Annotated in this window: 24 protein-coding genes, 1 tRNA gene, 3 pseudogenes and 1 riboswitch; of the genes and pseudogenes, 6 read left to right on the forward strand and 22 right to left on the reverse strand. The window is 56.0% G+C overall.

The genetic code is table 11. The features are described from left to right. Positions 1-2: 2 nt before the first annotated feature. The 8 genes and pseudogenes from tsaE to IPM21_10415 form a co-directional block, all read right to left on the reverse strand. Positions 3-437: a tRNA (adenosine(37)-N6)-threonylcarbamoyltransferase complex ATPase subunit type 1 TsaE gene (gene tsaE / locus IPM21_10380; protein ID MBK9164304.1), complete on the reverse strand. Its 435-nt coding sequence runs from the start codon at positions 435-437 to the stop codon at positions 3-5. Next, entirely contained in the window at positions 437-844 is a 408-nt protein-coding gene (locus IPM21_10385) for an ester cyclase (protein ID MBK9164305.1), read from the reverse strand. Before IPM21_10385 ends, tsaE begins: the two co-directional genes overlap by 1 nt. Before the next feature lie 91 nt (positions 845-935). Beyond that, a complete protein-coding gene (locus tag IPM21_10390) occupies positions 936-2624 on the reverse strand; it encodes an NAD(P)H-hydrate dehydratase (GenBank protein MBK9164306.1) in 1689 nt (562 codons plus the stop codon). A gap of 276 nt (positions 2625-2900) precedes the next feature. Beyond that, a complete protein-coding gene (locus IPM21_10395; GenBank protein MBK9164307.1) occupies positions 2901-3668 on the reverse strand; it encodes a hypothetical protein in 768 nt (255 codons plus the stop codon). 81 nt (positions 3669-3749) lie between these two features. Beyond that, a tRNA-Arg gene (locus tag IPM21_10400) sits at positions 3750-3826 on the reverse strand. Between the two features lie 110 nt (positions 3827-3936). Continuing rightward, positions 3937-4456 (reverse strand): annotated as a pseudogene (locus IPM21_10405) (adenine phosphoribosyltransferase). Positions 4457-4470: 14 nt separating this feature from the next. Beyond that, positions 4471-4742: pseudogene (locus IPM21_10410) on the reverse strand (acylphosphatase). A 14-nt stretch (positions 4743-4756) separates the two neighbouring features. Beyond that, entirely contained in the window at positions 4757-5521 is a 765-nt protein-coding gene (locus tag IPM21_10415; GenBank protein ID MBK9164308.1) for a chlorite dismutase family protein, read from the reverse strand. Positions 5522-5632: 111 nt separating this feature from the next. Between IPM21_10415 and IPM21_10420 the strand changes: the two genes are divergently transcribed. Beyond that, positions 5633-6499, forward strand: a complete 867-nt coding sequence (locus IPM21_10420) for a hypothetical protein (protein MBK9164309.1) — start codon at positions 5633-5635, stop codon at positions 6497-6499. Here the strand turns inward: IPM21_10420 and IPM21_10425 are convergent. The 8 genes from IPM21_10425 to IPM21_10460 form a co-directional block, all read right to left on the reverse strand. Continuing rightward, positions 6492-6596 carry a bifunctional hydroxymethylpyrimidine kinase/phosphomethylpyrimidine kinase gene (locus IPM21_10425; GenBank protein ID MBK9164310.1) on the reverse strand — a complete coding sequence of 35 codons (105 nt, stop codon included), beginning with the start codon at positions 6594-6596 and terminating at the stop codon, positions 6492-6494. The two genes, IPM21_10420 and IPM21_10425, sit on opposite strands and share 8 nt — an antisense overlap. Further along, the gene (locus IPM21_10430) at positions 6575-7021 is read right to left on the reverse strand and encodes a bifunctional hydroxymethylpyrimidine kinase/phosphomethylpyrimidine kinase (GenBank protein MBK9164311.1); all 447 of its coding nucleotides are present in this window, start codon (positions 7019-7021) and stop codon (positions 6575-6577) included. The genes IPM21_10425 and IPM21_10430 overlap by 22 nt, the downstream gene beginning before the upstream one ends. After that, complete coding sequence (locus IPM21_10435) at positions 6993-7295, reverse strand: bifunctional hydroxymethylpyrimidine kinase/phosphomethylpyrimidine kinase (GenBank protein MBK9164312.1); 303 nt, start codon at positions 7293-7295, stop codon at positions 6993-6995. Before IPM21_10435 ends, IPM21_10430 begins: the two co-directional genes overlap by 29 nt. A gap of 7 nt (positions 7296-7302) precedes the next feature. Continuing rightward, on the reverse strand, positions 7303-7866 hold the full coding sequence (locus tag IPM21_10440) for a thiamine phosphate synthase (GenBank protein MBK9164313.1): 564 nt from the start codon (positions 7864-7866) through the stop codon (positions 7303-7305). A 60-nt stretch (positions 7867-7926) separates the two neighbouring features. Next, the gene (locus IPM21_10445; GenBank protein ID MBK9164314.1) at positions 7927-8223 is read right to left on the reverse strand and encodes a hypothetical protein; all 297 of its coding nucleotides are present in this window, start codon (positions 8221-8223) and stop codon (positions 7927-7929) included. Positions 8224-8265: 42 nt separating this feature from the next. Beyond that, positions 8266-8973, reverse strand: a complete 708-nt coding sequence (locus tag IPM21_10450; GenBank protein ID MBK9164315.1) for a hypothetical protein — start codon at positions 8971-8973, stop codon at positions 8266-8268. Between the two features lie 75 nt (positions 8974-9048). Then, entirely contained in the window at positions 9049-9381 is a 333-nt protein-coding gene (locus IPM21_10455) for a hypothetical protein (protein ID MBK9164316.1), read from the reverse strand. Positions 9382-9432: 51 nt separating this feature from the next. Then, positions 9433-10341 carry a tetratricopeptide repeat protein gene (locus tag IPM21_10460; GenBank protein MBK9164317.1) on the reverse strand — a complete coding sequence of 303 codons (909 nt, stop codon included), beginning with the start codon at positions 10339-10341 and terminating at the stop codon, positions 9433-9435. 244 nt (positions 10342-10585) lie between these two features. Between IPM21_10460 and IPM21_10465 the strand changes: the two genes are divergently transcribed. The 5 genes from IPM21_10465 to IPM21_10485 all read left to right on the forward strand — a co-directional run bounded on the left by IPM21_10465 (position 10586) and on the right by IPM21_10485 (position 15519). Next, entirely contained in the window at positions 10586-11407 is an 822-nt protein-coding gene (locus tag IPM21_10465) for a nucleotidyltransferase family protein (GenBank protein ID MBK9164318.1), read from the forward strand. A gap of 17 nt (positions 11408-11424) precedes the next feature. Then, on the forward strand, positions 11425-11637 hold the full coding sequence (locus tag IPM21_10470; GenBank protein ID MBK9164319.1) for a hypothetical protein: 213 nt from the start codon (positions 11425-11427) through the stop codon (positions 11635-11637). 11 nt (positions 11638-11648) lie between these two features. Then, positions 11649-12476, forward strand: coding sequence for a bifunctional DNA-formamidopyrimidine glycosylase/DNA-(apurinic or apyrimidinic site) lyase (mutM, locus tag IPM21_10475; protein ID MBK9164320.1), 828 nt, complete (start codon positions 11649-11651; stop codon positions 12474-12476). A gap of 36 nt (positions 12477-12512) precedes the next feature. After that, positions 12513-12588, forward strand: a riboswitch (SAM riboswitch). Positions 12589-12628: 40 nt separating this feature from the next. Continuing rightward, on the forward strand, positions 12629-14530 hold the full coding sequence (locus IPM21_10480; GenBank protein MBK9164321.1) for a bifunctional homocysteine S-methyltransferase/methylenetetrahydrofolate reductase: 1902 nt from the start codon (positions 12629-12631) through the stop codon (positions 14528-14530). 305 nt (positions 14531-14835) lie between these two features. Continuing rightward, complete coding sequence (locus tag IPM21_10485; GenBank protein ID MBK9164322.1) at positions 14836-15519, forward strand: proprotein convertase P-domain-containing protein; 684 nt, start codon at positions 14836-14838, stop codon at positions 15517-15519. 11 nt (positions 15520-15530) lie between these two features. On the opposite strand, the pseudogene IPM21_10490 reads toward IPM21_10485, so the two are convergent. From IPM21_10490 to glmU, 6 genes and pseudogenes are all read right to left on the reverse strand, one after another. After that, positions 15531-16492 (reverse strand): annotated as a pseudogene (locus IPM21_10490) (NADPH:quinone reductase). Positions 16493-16535: 43 nt separating this feature from the next. Then, positions 16536-16748 carry a type II toxin-antitoxin system HicA family toxin gene (locus IPM21_10495; GenBank protein MBK9164323.1) on the reverse strand — a complete coding sequence of 71 codons (213 nt, stop codon included), beginning with the start codon at positions 16746-16748 and terminating at the stop codon, positions 16536-16538. An 11-nt stretch (positions 16749-16759) separates the two neighbouring features. Then, positions 16760-16960, reverse strand: coding sequence for a type II toxin-antitoxin system HicB family antitoxin (locus tag IPM21_10500; protein MBK9164324.1), 201 nt, complete (start codon positions 16958-16960; stop codon positions 16760-16762). Positions 16961-16970: 10 nt separating this feature from the next. Then, entirely contained in the window at positions 16971-18833 is a 1863-nt protein-coding gene (gene glmS / locus IPM21_10505) for a glutamine--fructose-6-phosphate transaminase (isomerizing) (protein MBK9164325.1), read from the reverse strand. A 27-nt stretch (positions 18834-18860) separates the two neighbouring features. Then, positions 18861-19778, reverse strand: coding sequence for a hypothetical protein (locus IPM21_10510; protein MBK9164326.1), 918 nt, complete (start codon positions 19776-19778; stop codon positions 18861-18863). Positions 19779-19879: 101 nt separating this feature from the next. After that, entirely contained in the window at positions 19880-21184 is a 1305-nt protein-coding gene (gene glmU / locus IPM21_10515; GenBank protein MBK9164327.1) for a bifunctional UDP-N-acetylglucosamine diphosphorylase/glucosamine-1-phosphate N-acetyltransferase GlmU, read from the reverse strand. Between the last annotated feature and the right edge of the window lie 92 nt (positions 21185-21276).

Consider the following 21276-nt stretch of genomic DNA (forward strand, 5'->3'; position numbering starts at 1 on the left):
TTTCAACTGCTTTCGGTGATCGTTACCCGCCGCGGCCCTTCGCCGCTGCCTTCGATCGACACTTCAAACACCCGCGACGGGAACCTATAGCCGCCGAGGCGCTCGGCCCACTCGATCATGACGACGGCATTCTCCTGTTCAACCATCTCATCCAACCCGACCCCAAAAGCGGCATCGCTGCCCTCTTCTAACCGCCAAAGATCGATGTGGTAAACGTCTAGCTCATCTGTCCGATAAAGATTGACGAGAGTAAAGCTCGGGCTCGTCACTTCATCGATGTCGAAATCAAGGGCGTTCAATACGCCTTTTGTAAAAAGCGTCTTCCCCGCACCGAGTCCTCCATGGAGCAAGACGGCGTCACCGCCGTGGAGCTGACGGCCAAGCTCTTCGCCAAGCAGAAAGGTCGCCTCGGGCGATGGGCAAACGTGCGTTTCCATTATTCGATCGGGAACCCTATCTGCGAGAACCATGAGTGCTTGTCCCAATAGCCGTGCTGCTCGATGATCTTGCCGTCGCGAAACCGAAAGAAGCCGCAGCCGCGTATCTCGAAACTCCGTCCGGTCGGCTGATGGCCCGCGAACTCGCCTGTCCAAGTTCCGCCGCCGACCCATTCCCATGCGGCCCGGTCGCCGTCACCAATAAGGTTTTCAACACGCGACCACGCATCCGGAAATGCCGCAAAGAACGCATCGTTCCCGGCCCTGATCGCGGCCTTTCCAACGTCCGGCTCGCCGATCGCCACCTGCAGGTTCACCGCGTCATCGGCGTAGCACTCCGCAACGGCATCGCCATCGCACCGCTGAAAGGCATCGATCCATTTTTGTAGAAGTTCCTTCGATTCCATCGTTTTTCGTACCAGCTATTAGCTTTAAGCTATTAGCTCTAAGCCAGACCTTCAGGCTAAAAGCTAACAGCTTACGGCTTACAGCTTGACACTAATCTTTCTCTAATTCTGCAAAGACCTCCGTCAAACACTCGCGGACATCCGAGGCGGTCATCACGCGTTTGCCGAATTTCTTTTCAGCAATGTCACCTGCCATACCGGCAATGTAAACCGCCGCGACGACCGTCTCGAAAATGTCTATCTCCATCTTCGCCGCCTGTGCGACAAACCCGGCAAGAATACCGGCAAGCGTATCGCCGTTGCCCGCTTTACCAAGGCCGGAATTCCCTGTCGGGTTGACGACAACTCGGCCGTCGGGATGGCCGATCAACACTCTTTCGCCCTTGAGCACGAGAATGACGTCGTGCGTCTGTGCGAACTCGCGAACTGCAGCGACCCGGTCTTTGATCTTGCTCCCCTCCTTACGAAGGTGGGGTGGCGGCGTTTCGCCGACGGGGTGGTTCTCTTCATCGCCAAGCAGCCGCAAAAACTCGCCCTCGTGCGGAGTCAGTATCAGTGGCGGCAAGTCGCTCCCCTCCTTACGAAGGAGGGGTGACGCTTTAGCGTCGGGGTGGTTCTCGGCAATTTCCGCGTTGAAGAACCACAGAGCTCCCGCATCAACGATCACCGGCGTGGTTCGCTCTTCAACTAGCTTTCGGACGAAGCTTTCGATCGCCTTGTTGTTGGCGTCGAGGCCGCAGCCGACCGCGATGGCATCAGCGTTCTTAAGTTCGGAGTCGTCCGCCGTTGGGTCGAGCGTTTGCAAGATGACCTCAGGCAGAATTCGGCTTGCGATCTCGGTCTTCGTATCTGCCGGACAGGCAAGCGTCACGAGTCCAACGCCCGAACGCATCGCCGCATTCGCTGCCAAAACCGCCGCTCCGGCATAATTCTCCGACCCGGCTATCAGCAAAGCATGCCCCCGTTTGTTCTTGTACGAATTTGACGAAAACCCAGTGCGTTCAAGCCATGTCGCCGCATCTTCCCTTTCGGCTAAATAAAGCTGCGACGGCTGTTCGTCGATCAACTCCTGCGGCGAGCCGATACTCGCAACGATTAACTCACCATTGAATCGACTCGCCGGAGCTAACGCGTTGGCCGCCTTCGGAGAAGTAAACGTTACTGTCGTATCCGGAAAGAAATGCCAACTGTTTGGTCTCGATTCATCAGCACCAAGGCCGGTAGGAAGGTCAACTGAAATCAATGCTATTTCGTGGAATCGCCGGTTCAAATTGCTCCAGAACGTTTCCAGAATAGGACCCATCGGCCCCTCCAACGGCCCCCTAAACCCTGTTCCGAATATCGAATCCACAACAGCGTCTATCCTTGTTATTGCGAAATCGTAGATAAATTCGCTAAACCAATCTCGCGATGAGGCTTCGTCTCGATTCACCTGTTCGAACCGAAAGCGATAGCCCGTTTGAGCGAGTGTTGCGACTGAATCAAAGTTTGTTCGCGCATCACCTTTGATTTCGATTACGTTACCAAACAGCACCAAGTAAATTGACGCTCCGTTCGTCCAAAGTATCCTGGCCAACGCCGCGCCATCCCCACCATTGTTGCCTTTGCCGCAGAGGATAAGTATCCGCTTCCCCTTTACCGAGCCGCCGAGTTTTTCGGTTATGACGCGGGCGACGGCGTGGGCGGCGTTTTCCATCAGGATGATGGACGGAATTCCGTAGCGTTCCGTCGTCAGGCGATCGACCTCGCGCATTTCTGCCGCTGTGAGAACCTTCTGCATCAACGATAATTTAGCACAGGTGCCATTCCGCAATCATCGCCGTGCGAGGTCCGGGATGACGGCAATCAGCCCCATCACATCAAAGCGCACAAAAAAAGACCGCGTCCCTTTCGACGCGGCCTAATGACCTCAAAACACTGAAAATTGCGTAAAGCTCTCCCTACCTCGTGGACCGCCTTTTGCTTGCCACTGTGCTTTACAACCGTTGTTATCCGTTCACTTAATAAAAAGGTGCATTCGCCCTGAGATTCCAAAAAGCGGAAAAGCCCGGATCATTCAAGCAAAAATTGATTCCTTCGGCAAAAGCTCCGGTGTCGGCCGCACGTGAGCCGCCGGGGTTCGCTCATATCTGAACGCCACACCGTTTTGGCCAAGAGCCTTGAGTGTCGCATTAAGGCCGTTCAGCCGGTCCGCTCTTTCATCGGTGCCCATCACAAAAAACAACTTCCTTTCGCTGTCTTTCAGCTTTGCGATACTACCTTTCTCCGACCAGCTTGTGCGGGTGCCGCCCAGTATAGCTCCCGAAAAAATGTCCGGATACCGCTGAACTAAGGCCCAACCAATATCACCGCCCATCGAAAAGCCGAAAATTATCACACGCGAAGTATCGGCAACGCCCTGTCTTTTCAATCGCTCTAGATCTGCCAAGATTCGATTTTCGTATCGATACGTCGCGGCCTCGAACCCCTGCGATGACCAGTCCTTCTCCGTCGCGGCCTCGGGAGTGATGATCGATATGAATGGCGGCAATTCGCTAAAGACCTCTTGATAGAGGTCGTAATACATCGACGCCTCGGCCCCGGTTGCGGGTAAAAACACAACTACCGGATACTTTTTCGCACGCGTCGCATTTCGCGGAAATTCGATCCTGCTCGGTTCGCCTAGCTCCGACTGAAACCCATCGGCAACGGTGATCACCCGCGGATAAACGGCAGGAGCTTTCGGTCTAGTTCGATCAGCAGTCGGCCGCTTCTGGGTAAATGCCGTTCCCGCCGTCACTGGCACTATCATGAAACAAAGTAATACGAGGAAAAAGTACTTCATTTTCATCAACCAGCAATTAAAATGTTAAGAATGAGGTTAAAGCTTGTTCGCCCTTGCCCTCTACCAAGGCTAGATCAAATATGGTGGTCCCGGCTGGATTCGAACCAGCGGCCTTCCGCTTAGGAGGCGGACGCTCTATCCAACTGAGCTACGGGACCGCGAAGCCCCCGTCAGGGCGACGGAGGCTGAAAATTTGAAACGGTGTGGCGAGGCATCGCAAAGCAACTTGCGTCGGCCCAAGCCATGGGTCCGGTGCACCGCCTTCACTCTAGCTGTCGTAGTTTATCAGAGCCTTCACATCATATCCATTAAATTTGGACCGGCCGCCGAGGAAGTCCAGTTCGACCACAAAGTGGAGTCCGGCTACGATGCCGCCCATGCCCTCGACGAGGTCCACGACCGCCTTTGCCGTTCCGCCCGTGGCGAGCAGGTCATCGACGATCAGAACCCGGTGGCCTTCGCCGACGGCGTCGCGGTGCATTTCAAGCGTGTCTTGCCCGTACTCAAGGTCATAGGAGACCGAAACGGTGTCCGCCGGCAACTTCTTCGGTTTGCGGACAGGCACGAAGCCGGCTCCGATCTGATAGGCGATCGGTGTCGCAAAAATGAAACCGGATTCAATGCCGATCACCGTGTCAATATCGAGCCCGCGGCATTGCTCGACCATTGCGTCGATTGCCTGCTCCAAGCCCGCCGGCGTCCTTTAGCAGCGTCGTTATGTCATAAAAATTGATGCCCGGTTTCGGAAAATCGGGCACCTCGCGAATAAGGCTCTTAAGGTTATCCATATGATGAAAAATAACTATCGTTCGATCCTAAATGTCGAAAATATATCGTCAGTCTCCTCTACGAGTTCTTCGACCTCGGTTACCGCGAATATGCCGGGCCGGCCGCAAGGTCGTGTTTGAAGCCTTCCACCGCCTTGTCCGGCCCTTGGGCAAACGCCTCGACGCGTCCGTCCTCAAGGTTGCGGACATAGCCCTTGACCTGATGCTTCGCTGCCGACCGCTGTGCAAAATAGCGATAGCCGACGCCCTGAACCAATCCGCTGATCAAAAACCTGCGTGCGATCATCTCCATTCTGCGGATCAGCCAAGTGCCTCGATGCATTCCGCGAGCGGTCGCTTCCGGCACGTGAATATATGCGAACCGCCTAGGTTGCGTTCGACCTCTCCGGCCGAGCGAAGTTCCTCGGCCAACGCCACGAAGTCCTTCGGCTCATCCGTTTCGAACGAGAACAGATACTCGTACTCGCCAAAGCCCAGACCGTGCGTCATGTGTATCTTAATGTTCGGGAAACGCCGGCCGACCATCATACCGTCCTCAATCAAGGCTTCGCGTTCCTCGGCCGGTTTCTCATACCATTCCCGGCCTTTCGCGCAGGGGTAAAAGAAATGGTATGCCTTCTCGCCGGCGTTCACATGAAACCGATCCTCGGTGCTTTCGCTGACAAAAACCCGCTTTTTCGTGACGCCCAAGTAAGCGGCAGCGGTTATCAGATGGCTCCCGAGCCCCGTACGGTTCATCTTTGCGGTCATTTCCTGAAGCCGGTCCATGGAGCGGCCTATCCGCCAGAACATCAGGTCGGCTTTTGAATCGAACCCGACCAAGGAATACGGAAATACGAGAAAATCGTCTCTGAAATCATCAAAGACCGAGATGAACTCCTGCGAAAGCTCACTTTTTCGCCCGCCGTCCAGCTTTCTCCAGTCCGCATCGGCCTTGAGGAAAAGAAAGCTGACGAACTGCTTTTCTATCTGTGCCGAGGTCCGCGATTCGACAGAATCGTCAACAAGCCGAAGCCCGCTTTGTTCGGCCGCGTCACGTTGTTTGTTGACCAATTCTATCGGCACTTTCGCTTTCCCCTCCCGGACTCCAACAATTTTGCCAAGTTTACCGGGCATTGTCCAAAGCGTGCGGCCGCCCGGATTTACATCTCGTTGATTTAGTGCCAGAATTGCCGTGTGCGAAAGTGTGTCCTTGCAGCACTGATGATCATTATTGGCGTTTCGGCGGCCAATGCCCAGCAGCGTCCGCTGATCACGGACGACATCGACATCACTCCCGCCGGAGCTCTCGAGATCGGCGTCGGCGTCGATTTCATTCAGAACGCGAAGTTCCCGCTTTCGGGCCTCAAGGGCGACCTCACCCGCGTCGGCGACATTCGCATCCGGCAGGGACTTGCCCCGAACGTTGAGATCCAGATCGAGGGCACGATCCAAAATTATCTTGCGATCAACTCGGCATCGAATCCATCGCCGATTCCGCTCAACGTCACGGGCAATTCGACCAACGACTTCAGCGATTTCACCATCTCGGCGAAGATAAAGCTGCTAAACGAAACGAAATACTTCCCGGCGATCGGAACGAAGTTTGGCTTTCAGATGCCGAATACCGACCAGGCCCGCGGCATCGGGACCAACCAGATAAACGTTTTCTCTAAGATCATCGCGCAGAAGAAGTTTGGCAAGCGGGCCGGCCGCGATCCGCTCGTCAACCTTTATGGCAACATCGGCCTTGGCATTATGGGAGCTCCGCTCAACACATTTTCGCAAAATGACGTTTTGCTGTATGGCCTGGCGGGGATCGTGCGGGTCAATGACCGGATCAACCTCGTCGCCGAGATCAATGGCCGCGAGAATACACGCAGCGGTAATGCACCTTTGGGGACAGAAAGCGTCGGTGAGTTTCGCGTCGGCACGCAGATACGCGCGTCTGGCCTGCGGTTCGATACGGCAGCCATCTTCGGCCTTACCCGTTTCAGCCCGCGAAGCGGCGTCACCTTTGGCGTCACCTACGAATCGCCCGCCTTCATCCCCATCGCTAAATAGCCCTGATATTTATCGGCCCGTTCCCTTTTCCGAGCCCCGGTGCGGTTCTTATAGCTTCATTTACAAAAGCCTTCGCTACCCGAACCGCCTCCGGCAATTCTTTCCAAGCGCCAGATTCGCCGCGATCGCCGACGATAGAATACAGCCCGTGCCGTGGGTCGAGGTCGTTTCGATGTATTCGCCCGCGATCTCATGCCTGTCGCCATTGATGAACAGATGATCGACCGCGATTGCGGGATCGGAGCCCGGAATGCGGTGGCCGCCTTTTATCAGAACACAGCGGGCACCAAGTTCGTGCATCACCTCGGCAGCTCGGTCGAGGTCGTCATCGGCTTCGATCGCAATTCCCGCGATCCGCTCCGCCTCGGCAAGGTTCGGTGTTACGACCGCCGCCATCGGAAAAAGCCGCCGCGTCAGCGATCGAAGTGCAGAATCATCGATCAGGTCAAAACCTGAGGTCGAACGAACCACCGGATCGACCACCAGCGGCACGTCACTTATCTTGCCGAAGAACCCTCGCAACCGCCTCGATAACCTCGGCCGAAGGGAGCATTCCCGTCTTTACCGCTCCAAGCGAATAATCGTCCAGTATCGGCATTATCTGCCGCTCGACCACCTCACCCGATTGATTTTCCGAACCGAAAACGCCTTGCGTGTTCTGATATGTGAGCGAGGTCACCGCCGCTGCCGGAAAGCACCCGAACGCGGCAAATGCCCGGACATCGGCTAGAATCCCCGCCCCGCCTGAAGGGTCAAGCCCGGCGATGCTCAAACAGACTTTCTGAAGTTCTTTCATTGAATTATCACTTCGCCCGAGCCGCAAACTCTCTGATCCTTTCCGGTGTGCTCAAAGCTCGAATCGCGGCAACTCCGCCGCTCCGGTCGCCAATACCCGCTCGAGATCGTTCAATCGATATTCCGCCAAGAGCGATCACCGGGAAACCTTCGAATTTCTCAACGGCTGCTCGAAGCCTCTCAATCCCCTTCGGTTCGCCTTTTCCCGGCGACGCGAAAACGGGGCCGAATGTCGCAAAGTCCGCCCCGTCGTTCTGTGCCCCCAAGAGTTCGTCTTCGTTGTGGCAAGAAACGCCGATCAGGATTTCAGGGCCGAATGACCTTCGTACCGCGTCAGCCGGAAGTCCGTTTGCCGGCAAATGAACGCCGGCCGCTCCAGCGGCGATTGCGATATCCGGCCGGCCGTTAACGATCACGCCCAACCCGCTTCCCTTCGTTGCCGAAACGACCACCCGAGTCAATTCAAAAAGCAGCTTCGCCGAAAGCCGCTTCTCGCGTATCTGGAAAAAACCCAACGCCGGACTCCGCAGCGGCAACCGCATTCGCTCGTATCCGGGCAAGCTGCTCGCCAAAGTTCGAGGCCTCCGCAAGCCCTTCTGTTATCGGGTAAATTATCGGCCCGGAAAGCATATCTAGTTTTCCGGTTTGGGCGGCTTGCCCTGAAGCAAAGCGACGCTTTGACGAAAATGAACGATCTCCCAGAGAGCGATGAAGAGGTTCAGGACACCGAGACCGGTGACAGCACCGCGGACCCAATTGGACGCAACTGTCCGCTGAAGAACAGGATAGCCAGTCACGTCCGTTAAGTAGACGAGCAGATAATTCTCACTCCAGAGTCCGAACATCGTGTCCCATGGAGCCAGAATGAGATAAACGCCGAGCAGGATGCACAGCGTGATAAAGAAAATGACGGTAAGTCTTTCGACCATACCGTCAAAGTATAACGCCGGAAACCGTGACAAACAACCGAATCAGGCAGCGACGGACATCCGCTCAAGCCGCTGAGAAACATCGCGAAAACCGACGTTCTCGATATAGACTTTTTCGAAGAACGCCGCCGCAGTTCGCGTATCGCCATCGCTTTCGCAGGAGTGTGCGTACTCGTACCAAAGCCCTTGCTGCTCCTCCGGCGAGAGCCCTTTAACCTCAAGCGCCCGCTCATACCACGTGCGCGCCAGGTGCGGCTTACCGATGCTCATAAAGCAATGCCCCAGCATATTCGCACACGAATAGAAGCGCCGGGTCCCGTCATTCGGCCCGACCAAGCCGGCGGCGTCCTGAAATTCGCGGATCGCCTCTTCGGCAAGCCCCATTTCCTGATAGGCGATCGCCGTGCTGTAGTGAGTTTCAAAATCGTCAGAGGTGTCCTGGTCGATCGGGTCGAGGCCAAGATCCGAAAAAAGGTCATCCATCTCTGTAGCGGACGTTGCCGTTTGACGGACGACTCGCCGTTGGCGAGTCTGCCGGTTCGAACGCCGCTCGGTTCGACTCCGTTGCGAGACGCCTGCCCGCTTGATCGTCTCAAACAGCTCTTCAACCTCTGGCGTTGAGCCGAATTCGCGTTTTAGGTCCCCAGCCGCACTCAACGCAAGATCGTTATAACCGCTTTTGAGATAGAACTTTATGCTATCGATCTCACGCGAAAGCCGGTCCTGCAATTCTGCGTCCGTTTTCGCCATTGGGGTACCTGGCTCCGTTCGTCTGAGCCTCGGCGGTCTTTGCGTCCCAGCAGGTTCGGTCGCAGTTCCTTGGTTTCAAAACCGAACGAGGCCTCGAGCACTTTCGATGCAGCCGGCTGAACCATTCCAGGTCTCGGAAGCCATGCCGAAAAATCGTGCGTCGAACGAATTCGAAAATGTATTCGAATCCTCAAATCCGTGTAGCTCGTTGATCTCCGCAAGCCGCTGTGCGAGATAAACCTCATTCGGGCAAAGCATCGTCAATTGCATCAAAGCCGACCGCTCGTCTTCGACCGCTTCCGCCTCTCGAGCTGCCGAGGCAAGAAGTTTGAGCAGTTCCGTATAACGCTTTTCGTCCTTTTGCCATGATGCCACCGAGACATCGAGGCGCAGAAGGTCAAGGTTCATCGGGACACGCTCACGAAGCCGTTCTACATGGTAGGCGAGTTCGTCGACCCTCTAATCGGCGACAAGGTGCTCCGAGGCCGCAACGAGGGTTCTGATCGCCGACGAATGATCCTCATTTTCGAAGTAGTGCGTTGAAAGCTCAAGCAAGAGCGGGTAGCTTGATGGCTCGGCAGCAACCAGCAAATTCAGCGTCGCCTCGGCCTCAGACGAACTGCCGTCTGCTAGCTCACACTCAAAAAGCAACTTGCCGATCTCGGCATCGCCGGGCTCTTCACGATAAATGCCGGCCACCATTTCTCGTGCCTCGTTGCCGGAACCCTGTGCGTTCTTGAAACCGACCATTGCTCGAAGGGCCAAGGCCGAAAATCTATCTGCGGCAACCGCGCGACGAAAGGCATTCTCAGCATCTTCGATCCGCCCCGCGCGCTGGTGCCGTTCACCCATTTCGACGAAAGCCGCGACAGCCTCGGCCGCATCGCCTTCGCCAAGATACGATTCTCCGACGTGCTCGAGGACGTCGGTATTCTTGGCGTCCAAAGAGGCGATCTGCTTCCAGATCGCAAGGGCCTCGACCTTGCGCCCGTTTTTTTCGTAATCCTCAGCAAGGGTCACGTAATGCGACTTAGCCTCAACTACGGAACCCTTTTGCCGATAGAGTTCGGCAAGCTGAGCAGACATGTCGGGTGTCAGCGGCGCGATCCGGCTCATTTTGTTGTAAACCGCTATCGCCTTTGCAGCAAATCCTTGGCCGCTGTAATGGTCGGCAACGTTTCGGAAGCATTTAAGAGCGGAGTCCTTGTCGTTGTCTTTTACATAAAGATCGCCGAGCATGTTGAGAGTTACGACATCGGTGTGATCCTGGGTAGTTACCCTTCGGTATTCGCCTATTGCCGCGCGGATCTTTCCCTGTGAGAGATACTTTTCCGCATTTCGCATTGCGAGTTTCTTATCGAACGCCATTATTTTGCCTGAGAAGTGAATTTCGTTCGTATCCCGAATGGTGAGAAAACGGGAGTCGTGCCCGCATTGCCAGGTGGGCAGGAGAAGGCTCGCCTTCATATAGCACTTTACAGACTGTGCAAATTTGTGTCAATCATTTTTTGACATTTTTTGTAATTGTTAAACTCACTCGAAGGCTTTTCGGAAGCTTTTGATTTTTGCGTGTTTAGGATTTAGGCTAACGTTTCGCTTGTCGGTGTTTATCATGAGTGATGTAAGTGCAGTTATACTTGCCGGCGGAAAGGGCACGCGACTGCGGCCGCTGACGGTCTTTACGCCAAAGCCGATCGTTCCGATGATGAACCGGCCTTTTTTGGCGTTCCAGCTTGAAATGCTTGCGGCGGCTGGCGTCGAAAAAGCCGTCCTTTCGCTTAGCTACCAGCCAAACAAGATCGAAGACGCGATCGGCGACGGTTCGCAGTACCGCTCAAAGGTCAGCTTTGTGACCGAGCCGAATCCGCTCGGCACAAGCGGTGCGTTTCGTTTTGCGGCGGACGAAACCTCGCAGACCTATGTCGTCCTAAATGGTGACATACTTACGGATATCGATCTTGCGAAAGTGCTCGATCAGCACCGCACTACCAAGGCGGACGCGACCATCGTTTTGGTCGAGGTCGAAGATCCGACACGCTACGGGCTCGTCGAAACAGACGCCGACGGGCGCGTCGAACGCTTTCTCGAAAAGCCAAAGGCCGAGGACGTCCCGAACCTCCGCTCGCGGAACATCAATGCCGGAATTTACATCTTTGGACGCTCGGTGCTTGATCTTGTCCCGCACGGCGAACACTCCTCGTTCGAATTCAATATTTTCCCGGCGATGCTAGAAAAGGGGCTGAACTTCCGTTCATATTTGCTCAGCAACGGATATTGGCGGGATATTGGCAACCCGGCCAGCTATCTTCAGGCTCATATGGACTTTTTGGCGGGGAAGATTGGAGTTTCTCGACCCGAAAACTCGATTCGCAAAGCGAGATCGCGACCGCCGCATCGGTCGATGGTGTTTCGCTCATCGGCGAGGGCTGCGTGATAAAGCCGAATGCTACCGTGCGAAATTCGGTCCTCGGCCCAGGGGTGATGCTCGAAGAGAAAGCCGTTGTCGAGAACTCCGTGATCTGGGCACATACGCGGATCGCCGCCGGTGCCGCAGTTCACGGCTCGATCGTCGGGCGAAGTTCGTTCATCGGCAGAAGCAGTTCGATCACCGACGGTACCGTGCTCGGTGACAAGGCCACGATACCGGACTACTCCGTCACCTAGAAACTTTCGAAATGCCCGAATTACCCGAGGTCCAACTCGTTGCCAGCCATCTTGACCTGCTCGTCCGCGGCCGCCGGATCGAGCATGCAATGCTCCACCGCCAGCGGCTAGCACCCGCATTTGCGCCTGACGATTTCAACGCCCTGCTTGCGAATGCCCGCATCAACTCAATTCGCCGTCGCGGAAAACATATTCTTTTTGAACTTGATAACAAACGTACGTTGATCGTTCATCTTCGGATGAGCGGCCGTTTCTCGATCGCCGCCGCGGGCAGCGAACCGCCGCGGTTCACACACGCCCAGTTCGAACTCGGCGGCGAGACGCTCAACTTCAGCGATCAGCGGCACTTCGGGTTCATGAACATCGTCCGGAGCGATGAACTCGGCGCCGCAAAGGAGCTTTGCAAACTTGCTCCGGAACCTTTCGGCAAGGATTTCTCGGTCGATTATCTTCGGTCGAAACTCAAGGCCTCATCGCGTCCGATCAAGGAGTTTTTGCTCGACCAAACGAAGGTCTGCGGGCTCGGAAACATATACGCCGCGGAGGCGTTGTTCGAATCCGGCATCGACCCGCGAAAGCGTGCGAACCGGCTAACAAAGCCGAAGACCGAACTTCTCCACTCCGCGATTCTCGCCGTTCTTGCTCGCGCCATTGAATCAAGCCGTTCTGTTCCGGTCGAGCCCGGAAATATCGGCGGAAATTTTTATGGCGAACAGGATTCGCCCGATTGGCGCGTTTACGGCCGCGAGGGCGAGGAATGCCCTGCATGCGGCGAGAGCATCGTTAGAATAAAGCAAGCAGGACGCTCGACCTTCTTTTGCCGGAGGTGCCAACGCTGAATCCTTGACACTCGGCCGCGAAAGTCGCATTATTCGGTATTACACCGTGGTGAGTTATTGCGACTTGCGACCACGTTAAATAAACTGCTAAACAGCTTGCGACAATCGATCTGAAATCTGAGGTCTCGCTGTTTGGCGAGGCCTTTTTAGTTATGAGAGATTTTCGTGAATTGCTTGCTTCGGACAGCGTTTTCGTTTTTGACGGAGCGGTCGGCACCCGGCTTTACGACAAGGGCGTTTACATCAACCGCAGCTACGACGAGCTCAACCTGACCTCACCCGACCTTGTCCGCGAGGTCCACGCCGAATACGTAAAGGCCGGAGCGGACGTGATAGAAACAAATTCATTTGGTGCAACGCGGCACAAGCTTCAGCAATACGGCCTCGAATCGCGGCTCCGCGAGATCAACATCGCCGCCGCCCGCCTTGCCCGCGAAGCTGCGGGTGACAAAGCATTTGTCGCCGGTGCGATCGGCCCGCTCGGGCTTCGGATCGAGCCCTTCGGCCCGACATCGTTCGAAGAAGCACGAGCTCTTTTCCGCGAGCAGGCAGAGGCTCTGCTCGAAGGCGGCGTCGATCTATTCATTCTGGAGACTTTCTCCGAACTGTCAGTGATCGAACAGGCCATCCTTGCCGTAAAGGAGATCTGCGATCTTCCTATCGTCGCCCAGATGACGATCCAGGACCATGGCAAAACAAGTTTCGGAACCGCGCCGGAGACGTTCACCGCAGAGCTCGAAAGACTCGGTGTTGACGTCATCGGACTCAACTGCGGAATGGGCCCGACCCACGTTCTCTCAGCACTGGAAAAGATGCGGGCCGTGACCTCGCTCCCGCTTTCCGCCCAGCCGAACGCCGGGCTTCCCCGCGACGTCCAGGGCCGCCAGTTCTACATGGGCTCGCCCGAATACATGGCGACCTTTGCAAAACGTTTCGTCCAGGCCGGAGCGAACTTCGTCGGCGGCTGCTGCGGCACAACGCCGACCCACATCAAGCTGATCGCCGATGCGATCCGCTCGATCAGCCCGCGACAGCTTCACCAATCGGCGGCCGTAAAGCACGTGAGCGTCACCGAACTCAAACCCGAGGATGTTTCGGTCGTCTCACCAGAGGAACGCTCACGCTGGTCTGCAAAGATCGCCCGCGGCGAATTCGTCACCTCGGTCGAAGTGCTCCCGCCTAAGGGCTGCGACGCTCAGGCGACGCTCGATTCGATCCGTTTGCTGAAAGAGGCCGGAGTTGACGCGGTTAACATTCCCGACGGCCCGCGGGCCCAGACTCGGATGTCCGCTCAGGCGACGGCCGTCCTCGTCGAACGCGAGATCGGCATCGAGGCCGTGCTCCACTACTGCTGCCGCGACCGGAACCTGCTCGGAATGATGTCCGACCTGCTCGGGGCCGCGGCTCTCGACTTACACAACCTTCTCCTGATCACCGGTGACCCGCCGAAGATGGGCCCTTACCCCGATGCGACGGCGGTCTTTGACATTGACGCCATCGGCCTGACCAATATGGTCAATAAACTCAACCACGGTCTCGACATCGGCAATAACCCGATCGGAAAACCGACTGCGTTTTCGATCGGCGTCGGCGTGAATCCCGGTGCGGTAAACATCGATGAGGAGATCCGCAGATTCGAGTGGAAAGTCGAGGCCGGTGCGGAATATGCCATCACCCAGCCCGTTTTTGACACCGAGCAGCTTCGGTCGTTCATCGACCGCATCGCCCACGTCAAGATCCCGATCGTCGCCGGCATCTGGCCGCTCGTCAGCTTCCGCAATGCCGAGTTCCTGCACAACGAGGTGCCGGGTGTGAACGTCACGCCCGAGATACTCGATCGGATGCGGGTCGCTTCGGAGAAAGGAAAGGACGAGGCACGCGAGGAAGGCATCAAGATCGCTCGCGAATCCTTGCTCGAGGTGCGGGATGTCATCGCAGGCGTTCAGGTTTCAGCTCCGTTCGGTAACGTCAAATACGCTTTGCAGGTCTTCGGGGCTTTGCCGGAATTTGAACGAGGCCGGATCAGCGCAGATAGTGCAGGCATGATTGTTTAACATGGTTGACTTTCATTTCGACTCTGCATTATCATCGGAATTGGCCGGCAACGGCTATACAATCATCCGGGAGAATCTCACTATGCCAACCCCCTCGATCAAACCTATACTGTACAGATTTTATTAGCAATCTCGGTCGCCGCACTTTTTCCATTCCCACGATATCCCAGACGTTTCCCGGCACCGGAACCGGTGCAATTCCGGACGGCACTTCTCCTAACCCTACGTGTGGTGCTCCAAGAGATGTCAATTTTGCAGTTACTGGATTGCTTGGAGCGGTCACATCGACAACCATTTCTTTCACTATGACACACACCTACATAGGCGACCTTCAGGTATTGCTGATAGCACCAGACGGTACGTCACATGTGATCTTCGCCTACGTTGGCCGGACGAGCCTTACCGGTTCCTTCGGGGATAGTTCTAACCTGAACGGCACCTATACTTTCGCTGACATAAACACTGGAAATATATGGTCCGCAGCAGCAGCTGGAGGCAACACTTTCAACATCCCGGGTGGCAATTATCGGACCCAGGAATCCGGCCCATTCTCGCCAGTCAATCCGGGCCCGGCCTTTACATCAATGTTCCCGGTCTTTCTGCCGGTTGCGAACCCTAATGGGACTTGGACCTTGCGTTTCTTGGATTGTGCTGCCGCGGATACCGGTACGGTCTCCGCCGCTTCACTTACTCTGACGTCGCTTGGCCCAACGTCTGCTCCGGCAAGCATTTCCGGGCGAGCAATAGCACCGGATGGCCGAGGCATTTCTAATGTCCGGATCATGGTGCAAGGTGGCGAGCTTGACGAACCTGTCTTGGCCTTAACCAACCAGTTCGGATATTACGCAATTGAGGGCCTGCCCTCCGGCCAAACGTATATCGTCTCTGCGGCATCGGGGCGAACCTTTTTTCCCGACCCAGTAAGGGTCGTAAACCTAGATACCGATCTGTCCGACCTGAATTTTGTTTCTGAACCCGATCTTCGTTAGCGATGGCCCTCTTATGTCAGTAATACTATCTTCCCTGGGCTTTTGCCTTCGATAACTTCGCGGTGTGCCTCCGGTGCTTCGCCTAGCGTGAATGTCTTACTGATGACCGAGCAACCACACCGGTCTCGAGACCATTCTCGATGGCACGGTGGATCTCTGCCATTTCGTGCGGAGCGGCATTGAAAAGTGACATCCCGAGGATCGTCGCTTCTTTGGTCATCGCCAGCCGTGGCGTGAACTCAAGGCTTCCGCGGCTGCCGATAACGACGATCCGTCCATACTTTGCGAGAGCCTCGAAGTCATTCTCAAGATTCACGTTCGCCAGCATCTCAAGAATGACATCGCAGCCTTTGCCATCGGTGAATTCCATGATCGCCGCGTAATGCCCGTCATCCGAGTGGTCGAACACCGCATCAGCACCGTTCGCCATTGCAAGCGATCGGCCCTCCTCGGTGCTTGCAGTGCCGATCACACACATTCCCGCACTCTTTGCCCACTGAACCGCCGCGATCCCAACACCGCCTGAGGCTCCGTGGACAAGAACGGTCTCGCCTATCTTCGCTCCGGCCTTTTGAAACAGCGCCCGATAGGCAGTGGCATAGGGCGTGAAAACACCCGCACCGGCTTCGAACGAAACGTTCTCCGGAAGCCGCCCGAGCTGATCCTCTCGGCAAAGAGCATATTCTGCGTAGGTACCGGTCAGCGTATCGGCGATGTAAACATGGTCTCCGGGCGCAAATCGCCGCACTCCCGGACCGACCGCTTCGACGACCCCCGCACCATCCTTTCCCGGCGTATAAGGCAGCTTCGGTTTAACGGCGTGAATCCCCGAACGAATATAAGTATCGACCGGATTCACACCGGCCGCCTTAACGCGGACGAGCACCTGCCCATCCGCCGGGCTTGGCGTTTCAACCTCCGCAAGTCCGAGCACCTCAGGCCCGCCGAATTCTACAATGACAATTGCCTTCATTCTTAACGATCAGATCTTTGGCTGGCGGCAAAGAGGATTGTTACTAGTTCTTCCATTCCGACTCGGGGATCGCCGCGTTCTCAAGAATATTGCGAAGAGTTCCGACGGGGAGATTCTTGCCGCTATGAAAAGGTACGATCACCTGTCGGCCCGTGGAGTAATTCCTCCATTTTCTGTGACTTCCCTTTTGAGAAACCAACACGAATCCAAATCTGGCCAGGAGGCGTTCGATCTCTTTGGAAGTGAACGTCCTCATTCGCTTGATTGCTAGACGTAAACCTCGCGAATGACTGCGGTCGGAGCAAAGGGATAGGTAGCAGGCTCGAGATAAAGCTCGATCGCTTCGCGAATGTTCTCGAGAGCTTCATCCTCGGTGACGCCCGCACTGGTGCAGCCGGGCAACTCGGGGCACCATACTGCCCATTCACCGGTTTCTTCGTCACGCTCTAAGACGACACGCCATTTCATAACTCTTATTTTACTCCACGGTAACGCTCTTCGCCAGATTTCTCGGCTGATCGACGTCGCAGCCGCGGCGGACGGCGATGTGATAGGCAAGAAGCTGGAGCGGGACGACCGAGAGCACCGGCCCGAGAAGGTCGGAGGTTTCGGGGATCTCGATGACGTGGTCGGCGACCTTTGAGCTCATCCCGTCGCCCTCGGTCAGCACAGCGATCACGATGCCGTCGCGTGCCTTCACCTCGACGATGTTCGAGTGCGTTTTCTCGTAGCGAAGCTCGCTTCCGTCGTTGCCGTTCTCTCGGGTGTTGACCACAACGACCGGCAGCTTCTCGTCGATCAAGGCATTCGGCCCGTGCTTCATCTCGCCGGCCGGATAGCCCTCAGCGTGGATGTAGCTGATCTCCTTGAGCTTGAGTGCTCCCTCAAGAGCGACCGGAAAATTGATGCCGCGGCCGAGATAAAGAAAATCCTGCACGCGGAAAAAGTCCTTCGAAAGTTCCTCGATCAGGTCGGCGTCGTTCAAAAGCTGTTCGATCTTAAGCGGAAGCTCGGCAAGGTCCTGAGCCAGCCGCTTGGCCTCGTCTTCGTTTATCGTGCCGCGAAGTTCGCCCAGATAGAGAGCAAAGAGATAAAGCGCGATCATCTGCGCCGTGAACGCCTTGGTCGAGGCAACGCCGATCTCCGGCCCGGCGTGGGTCAGTATCGTCCCGTCCGCCTCGCGGTGGATCATCGAGCCCTGCACATTGCAGACGGCGAGCACCTTGCAGCCCTGCTGCCGTGCTTCGCGCATCGCGGCGATGGTGTCGGCCGTCTCGCCCGATTGCGAGATGACGATCAGCAGGTCGCTCTCGCTCAGCACCGGATCGCGATAGCGGAACTCCGACGCGTAATCGACCTCGACCGGAACGCGGGCGAGCTTTTCGAGCATGTACTTCCCGGCAAGCCCGGCGTGCCACGACGTTCCGCAGGCAGCGATCTTGATCGAGGTGATCGAGCGAAATTCCTCCTCGGAGATGTCCATTTCGTCGAGGTAAACGCGGCCCGTGTCGAGCGAAACGCGGCCCTGAACCGTATCGCGGACGGCTCGCGGCTGCTCGTATATCTCCTTGAGCATGAAGTGTTTAAAGCCGCCCTTCTCCGCCATTATCGGGTCCCAGGTGATCCGCTGCCGCTGCGGCTCGACCGCGTTGCCGTCAAAGTCCGTCACCCGCACGCTCTCTTTCGTCAGCACCGCGATCTCGCGGTCGCCAAGGAAGAAAACGTCGCGAGTATGAGCAAGGATCGGCGGGATGTCCGAGGCGACAAAGAACTCGCCGTCACCGAGCCCGATAACGACCGGCGGCCCTTCGCGGACCGCGATCACCGTATCCGGCTCATCGACGGAGATGATTGAAAGGGCGAATATCCCGCGAAGCTCGGCAACCGCCTTTCGTACCGCAAGCTCGAGCGAAAGCCCTTCTTTTTCGATGTAATGACCGATCAGATGGGCTACTACTTCGGTGTCCGTCTCGGTCTTGAATTCGTGTCCCTGATCGGCAAGCCTTTCTTTTAAGGCAAGATAGTTCTCGATAATGCCGTTGTGGACCACAACGACCTTGCCCGAGCGGTCACGGTGCGGGTGGGCGTTTTCCTCGGTCGGCCTGCCGTGCGTTGCCCATCGCGTGTGGCCAATGCCGTATGTCCCATCGAGCGGCTTTAACCGGATCGCTTCCTCAAGGTTGCGGAGCTTGCCCTCGGCCCGCCGAAGTTCCAAATGCCGCCCCTCGTCAACGACCGCAATGCCCGCCGAGTCGTACCCGCGATACTCGAGCTTCCTCAAGCCATCAATGATCAACGGCACGACCTGCTTATTTCCAACGTATCCAACAATTCCGCACATAAACTACTCAAGAAACTATTTTACCGCTTACTTTCCCTTCTTTTTTGAACGTAGCGTATTAATGATCTGGGTGAACGTTTCGTACCAATCCGGCGAGTGCGGAGTCGCGTTCGCCGCAAACTTACGTCGAAACTTTCGTATAAGCGGCAAATCAGTCTCGCTCAGAACCGCTACCATATCTCGCTCGCCATCCTTCACCTCAACAGTCAGTTCGATCCAGGAGTCCGGTTTTCCTTCGAGGAGGTCGTTCATTGCTTTAACGAATTGTTCCCGCGAGGTCTTTGGTGTACCCTCCCGTGGCTCGATTAGTTTGGGTGTCGAAACATCTTGCGAGAGCCGTTCGGATAGCGGTGATGGCACTTTCGAAGCTAACTCGGTAACTGCTTGGTCTGAATCAGAAGTTGCTTGCCTTGTGAGCAACCAAATCGCAATACTTCTGAAATCTGTGTTCTCCTCAGAAGCCAATCGAGCAAGAACCGGTGTCGCAACTGCTTCGTCCATGCTGCCGAAGATTGCTAGTGCACCAATACCCTTGTCGATAGGACGCGGACCGTGTTGCGGTAGATAGTAAACAGGTTTAGGAAAGCGAAGCCATGTCTGTCCGGCCTTCGTGACGTCGAGGCCTTCTTCCCCGAACTTTGCCATGTAAGGAAGCCAGTATCGAAGATTGATATCTGCCAAGTCTGCGCCAGAATACGTCTCGATCATGAGCTTCTTGGTCGCAACCGACTGATCATGCTTGTAGAGCAAGTTGCTCGCATTGAAGCGAAAAAATGAATCGTCTTTCCTATGTTGTATCTCTGCAAGAAGGCACGGCAGAAGAACTTTCGGATTCTTTTCCACGATGTTCCATACCTTGTCCAGTTCAGCTGACTTCGCGTCGATCTGTTCGGCAGTCAACTTCGACGGCTTGAACCCGTACGATTTATCGATGAGCCCTTTCAAATCATCGCAAGTTTGGCCCGCGATACTTAGGGCTACCGAAAGAACTGCGACCGTAATCAAGATGGAACACTTCATCATTTGTAATACTCAATTCCGCCGCATTACGGCGCTTTGGTTTTTGCAGGTACCCCGACTACCAATTCTCCGGCCTCGACATCTTTCGTCACAACACTTCCCGCTCCGGTTGCAGCGCCGTCGCCGACCTTTACCGGAGCGACTAGCATCGTGTCCGAACCGATCTTCACGTCATTGCCGATGTGGGTTTCGTGCTTGTTCTTACCATCATAGTTACAGGTGATCGTTCCCGCACCAATATTCGTCTTGTCGCCGATCGTTGCATCGCCGAGATATGTCAGGTGGTTTGCCTTTGAGCCGCGGCCGAGCTGGGTCTTCTTCATCTCGACAAAATTCCCGACCTTTGCCCCTTCCATCATTACGGCTTTTCCGCGGAGATGAGCCATCGGGCCGACGGTGCAGCCGTTCCCGATCTCCGAATCGACCACCACGCAGTTATCGAGTATTTCGACGCCGTGGCCGACCCGCGCGTTGGTCAGGCGTGTTCCCTGCCTTATCGTGCAGCCGTCGCCGATCTCGGAATTTCCCTCGACCGAAACGTTCGGATAAATGACCGTGTCGCGGCCAAACTTTGCCCGCTCGCTGATGTAAACGCTTTTCGGGTCGATAAAAGTGACGCCGCTGTCGAGCATTAGCCGCTGAACCGTACGCCGCCTTAGCACGCGCTCCATTTCGGCAAGCTGCACACGGTTGTTGACGCCTTCGATCTCCTTGTGGTCGCCATGGCTGTAAACCGCAACGTCGTCGCCCGCTTCACGAAGCATTGCCGGGACGTCCGTCAAATAGTATTCACCCTGGGCGTTGTCGTTCTTTACATCTGCCAGTGCCGCAAAAAGCTTTCGCGAATCGAAGCAGTAGATACCGGCGTTGATCTCGTTTATCTCAAGCTCGACGTTTGAAGCATCTTTCTGCTCCACGATCCGGTCGAAAAGACCTTCACCCGAGCGAACAACGCGGCCGTAACCTGTCGGGTCCTTGAGCTTAACGGTCAAAACGGTCGCCGCCGCCCCGCGTCCGCGGTGGTTGTGGTGATATTGGACCAAGGAGGCGAGTGTTTCGTGCCGTATAAGCGGGACGTCGCCTGAAAGTATCAGGAGCGTCGAATCGCGATCGGTAAAGTGATCGCGGGCCGCATTGACCGCATCGCCCGTGCCGAGCTGCTCTTTCTGCGTTACAAATTCGACGCGATCGGCCTCGATCTCTTCCAGTACGGCCTTCTTTACCTCGTCCGCCTGGTGTCCGACGACCACGTAGATCTTGTCGGGCCCGAGAGCGGCGGCCGTGCGGCAAACGTGATTGATCAGCGGCGTTTCGCCCAGCCGGTGCAGCACCTTTCGCTATGCCCGAACGCATCCGCGTTCCGAGCCCGGCGGCAAGTATCAGCACGTCGATCGGCTTATTTCCCGGAGATTCGTTTTGCATT

Source organism: Acidobacteriota bacterium (assembly GCA_016716435.1).
GTDB lineage: Bacteria > Acidobacteriota > Blastocatellia > Pyrinomonadales > Pyrinomonadaceae > OLB17.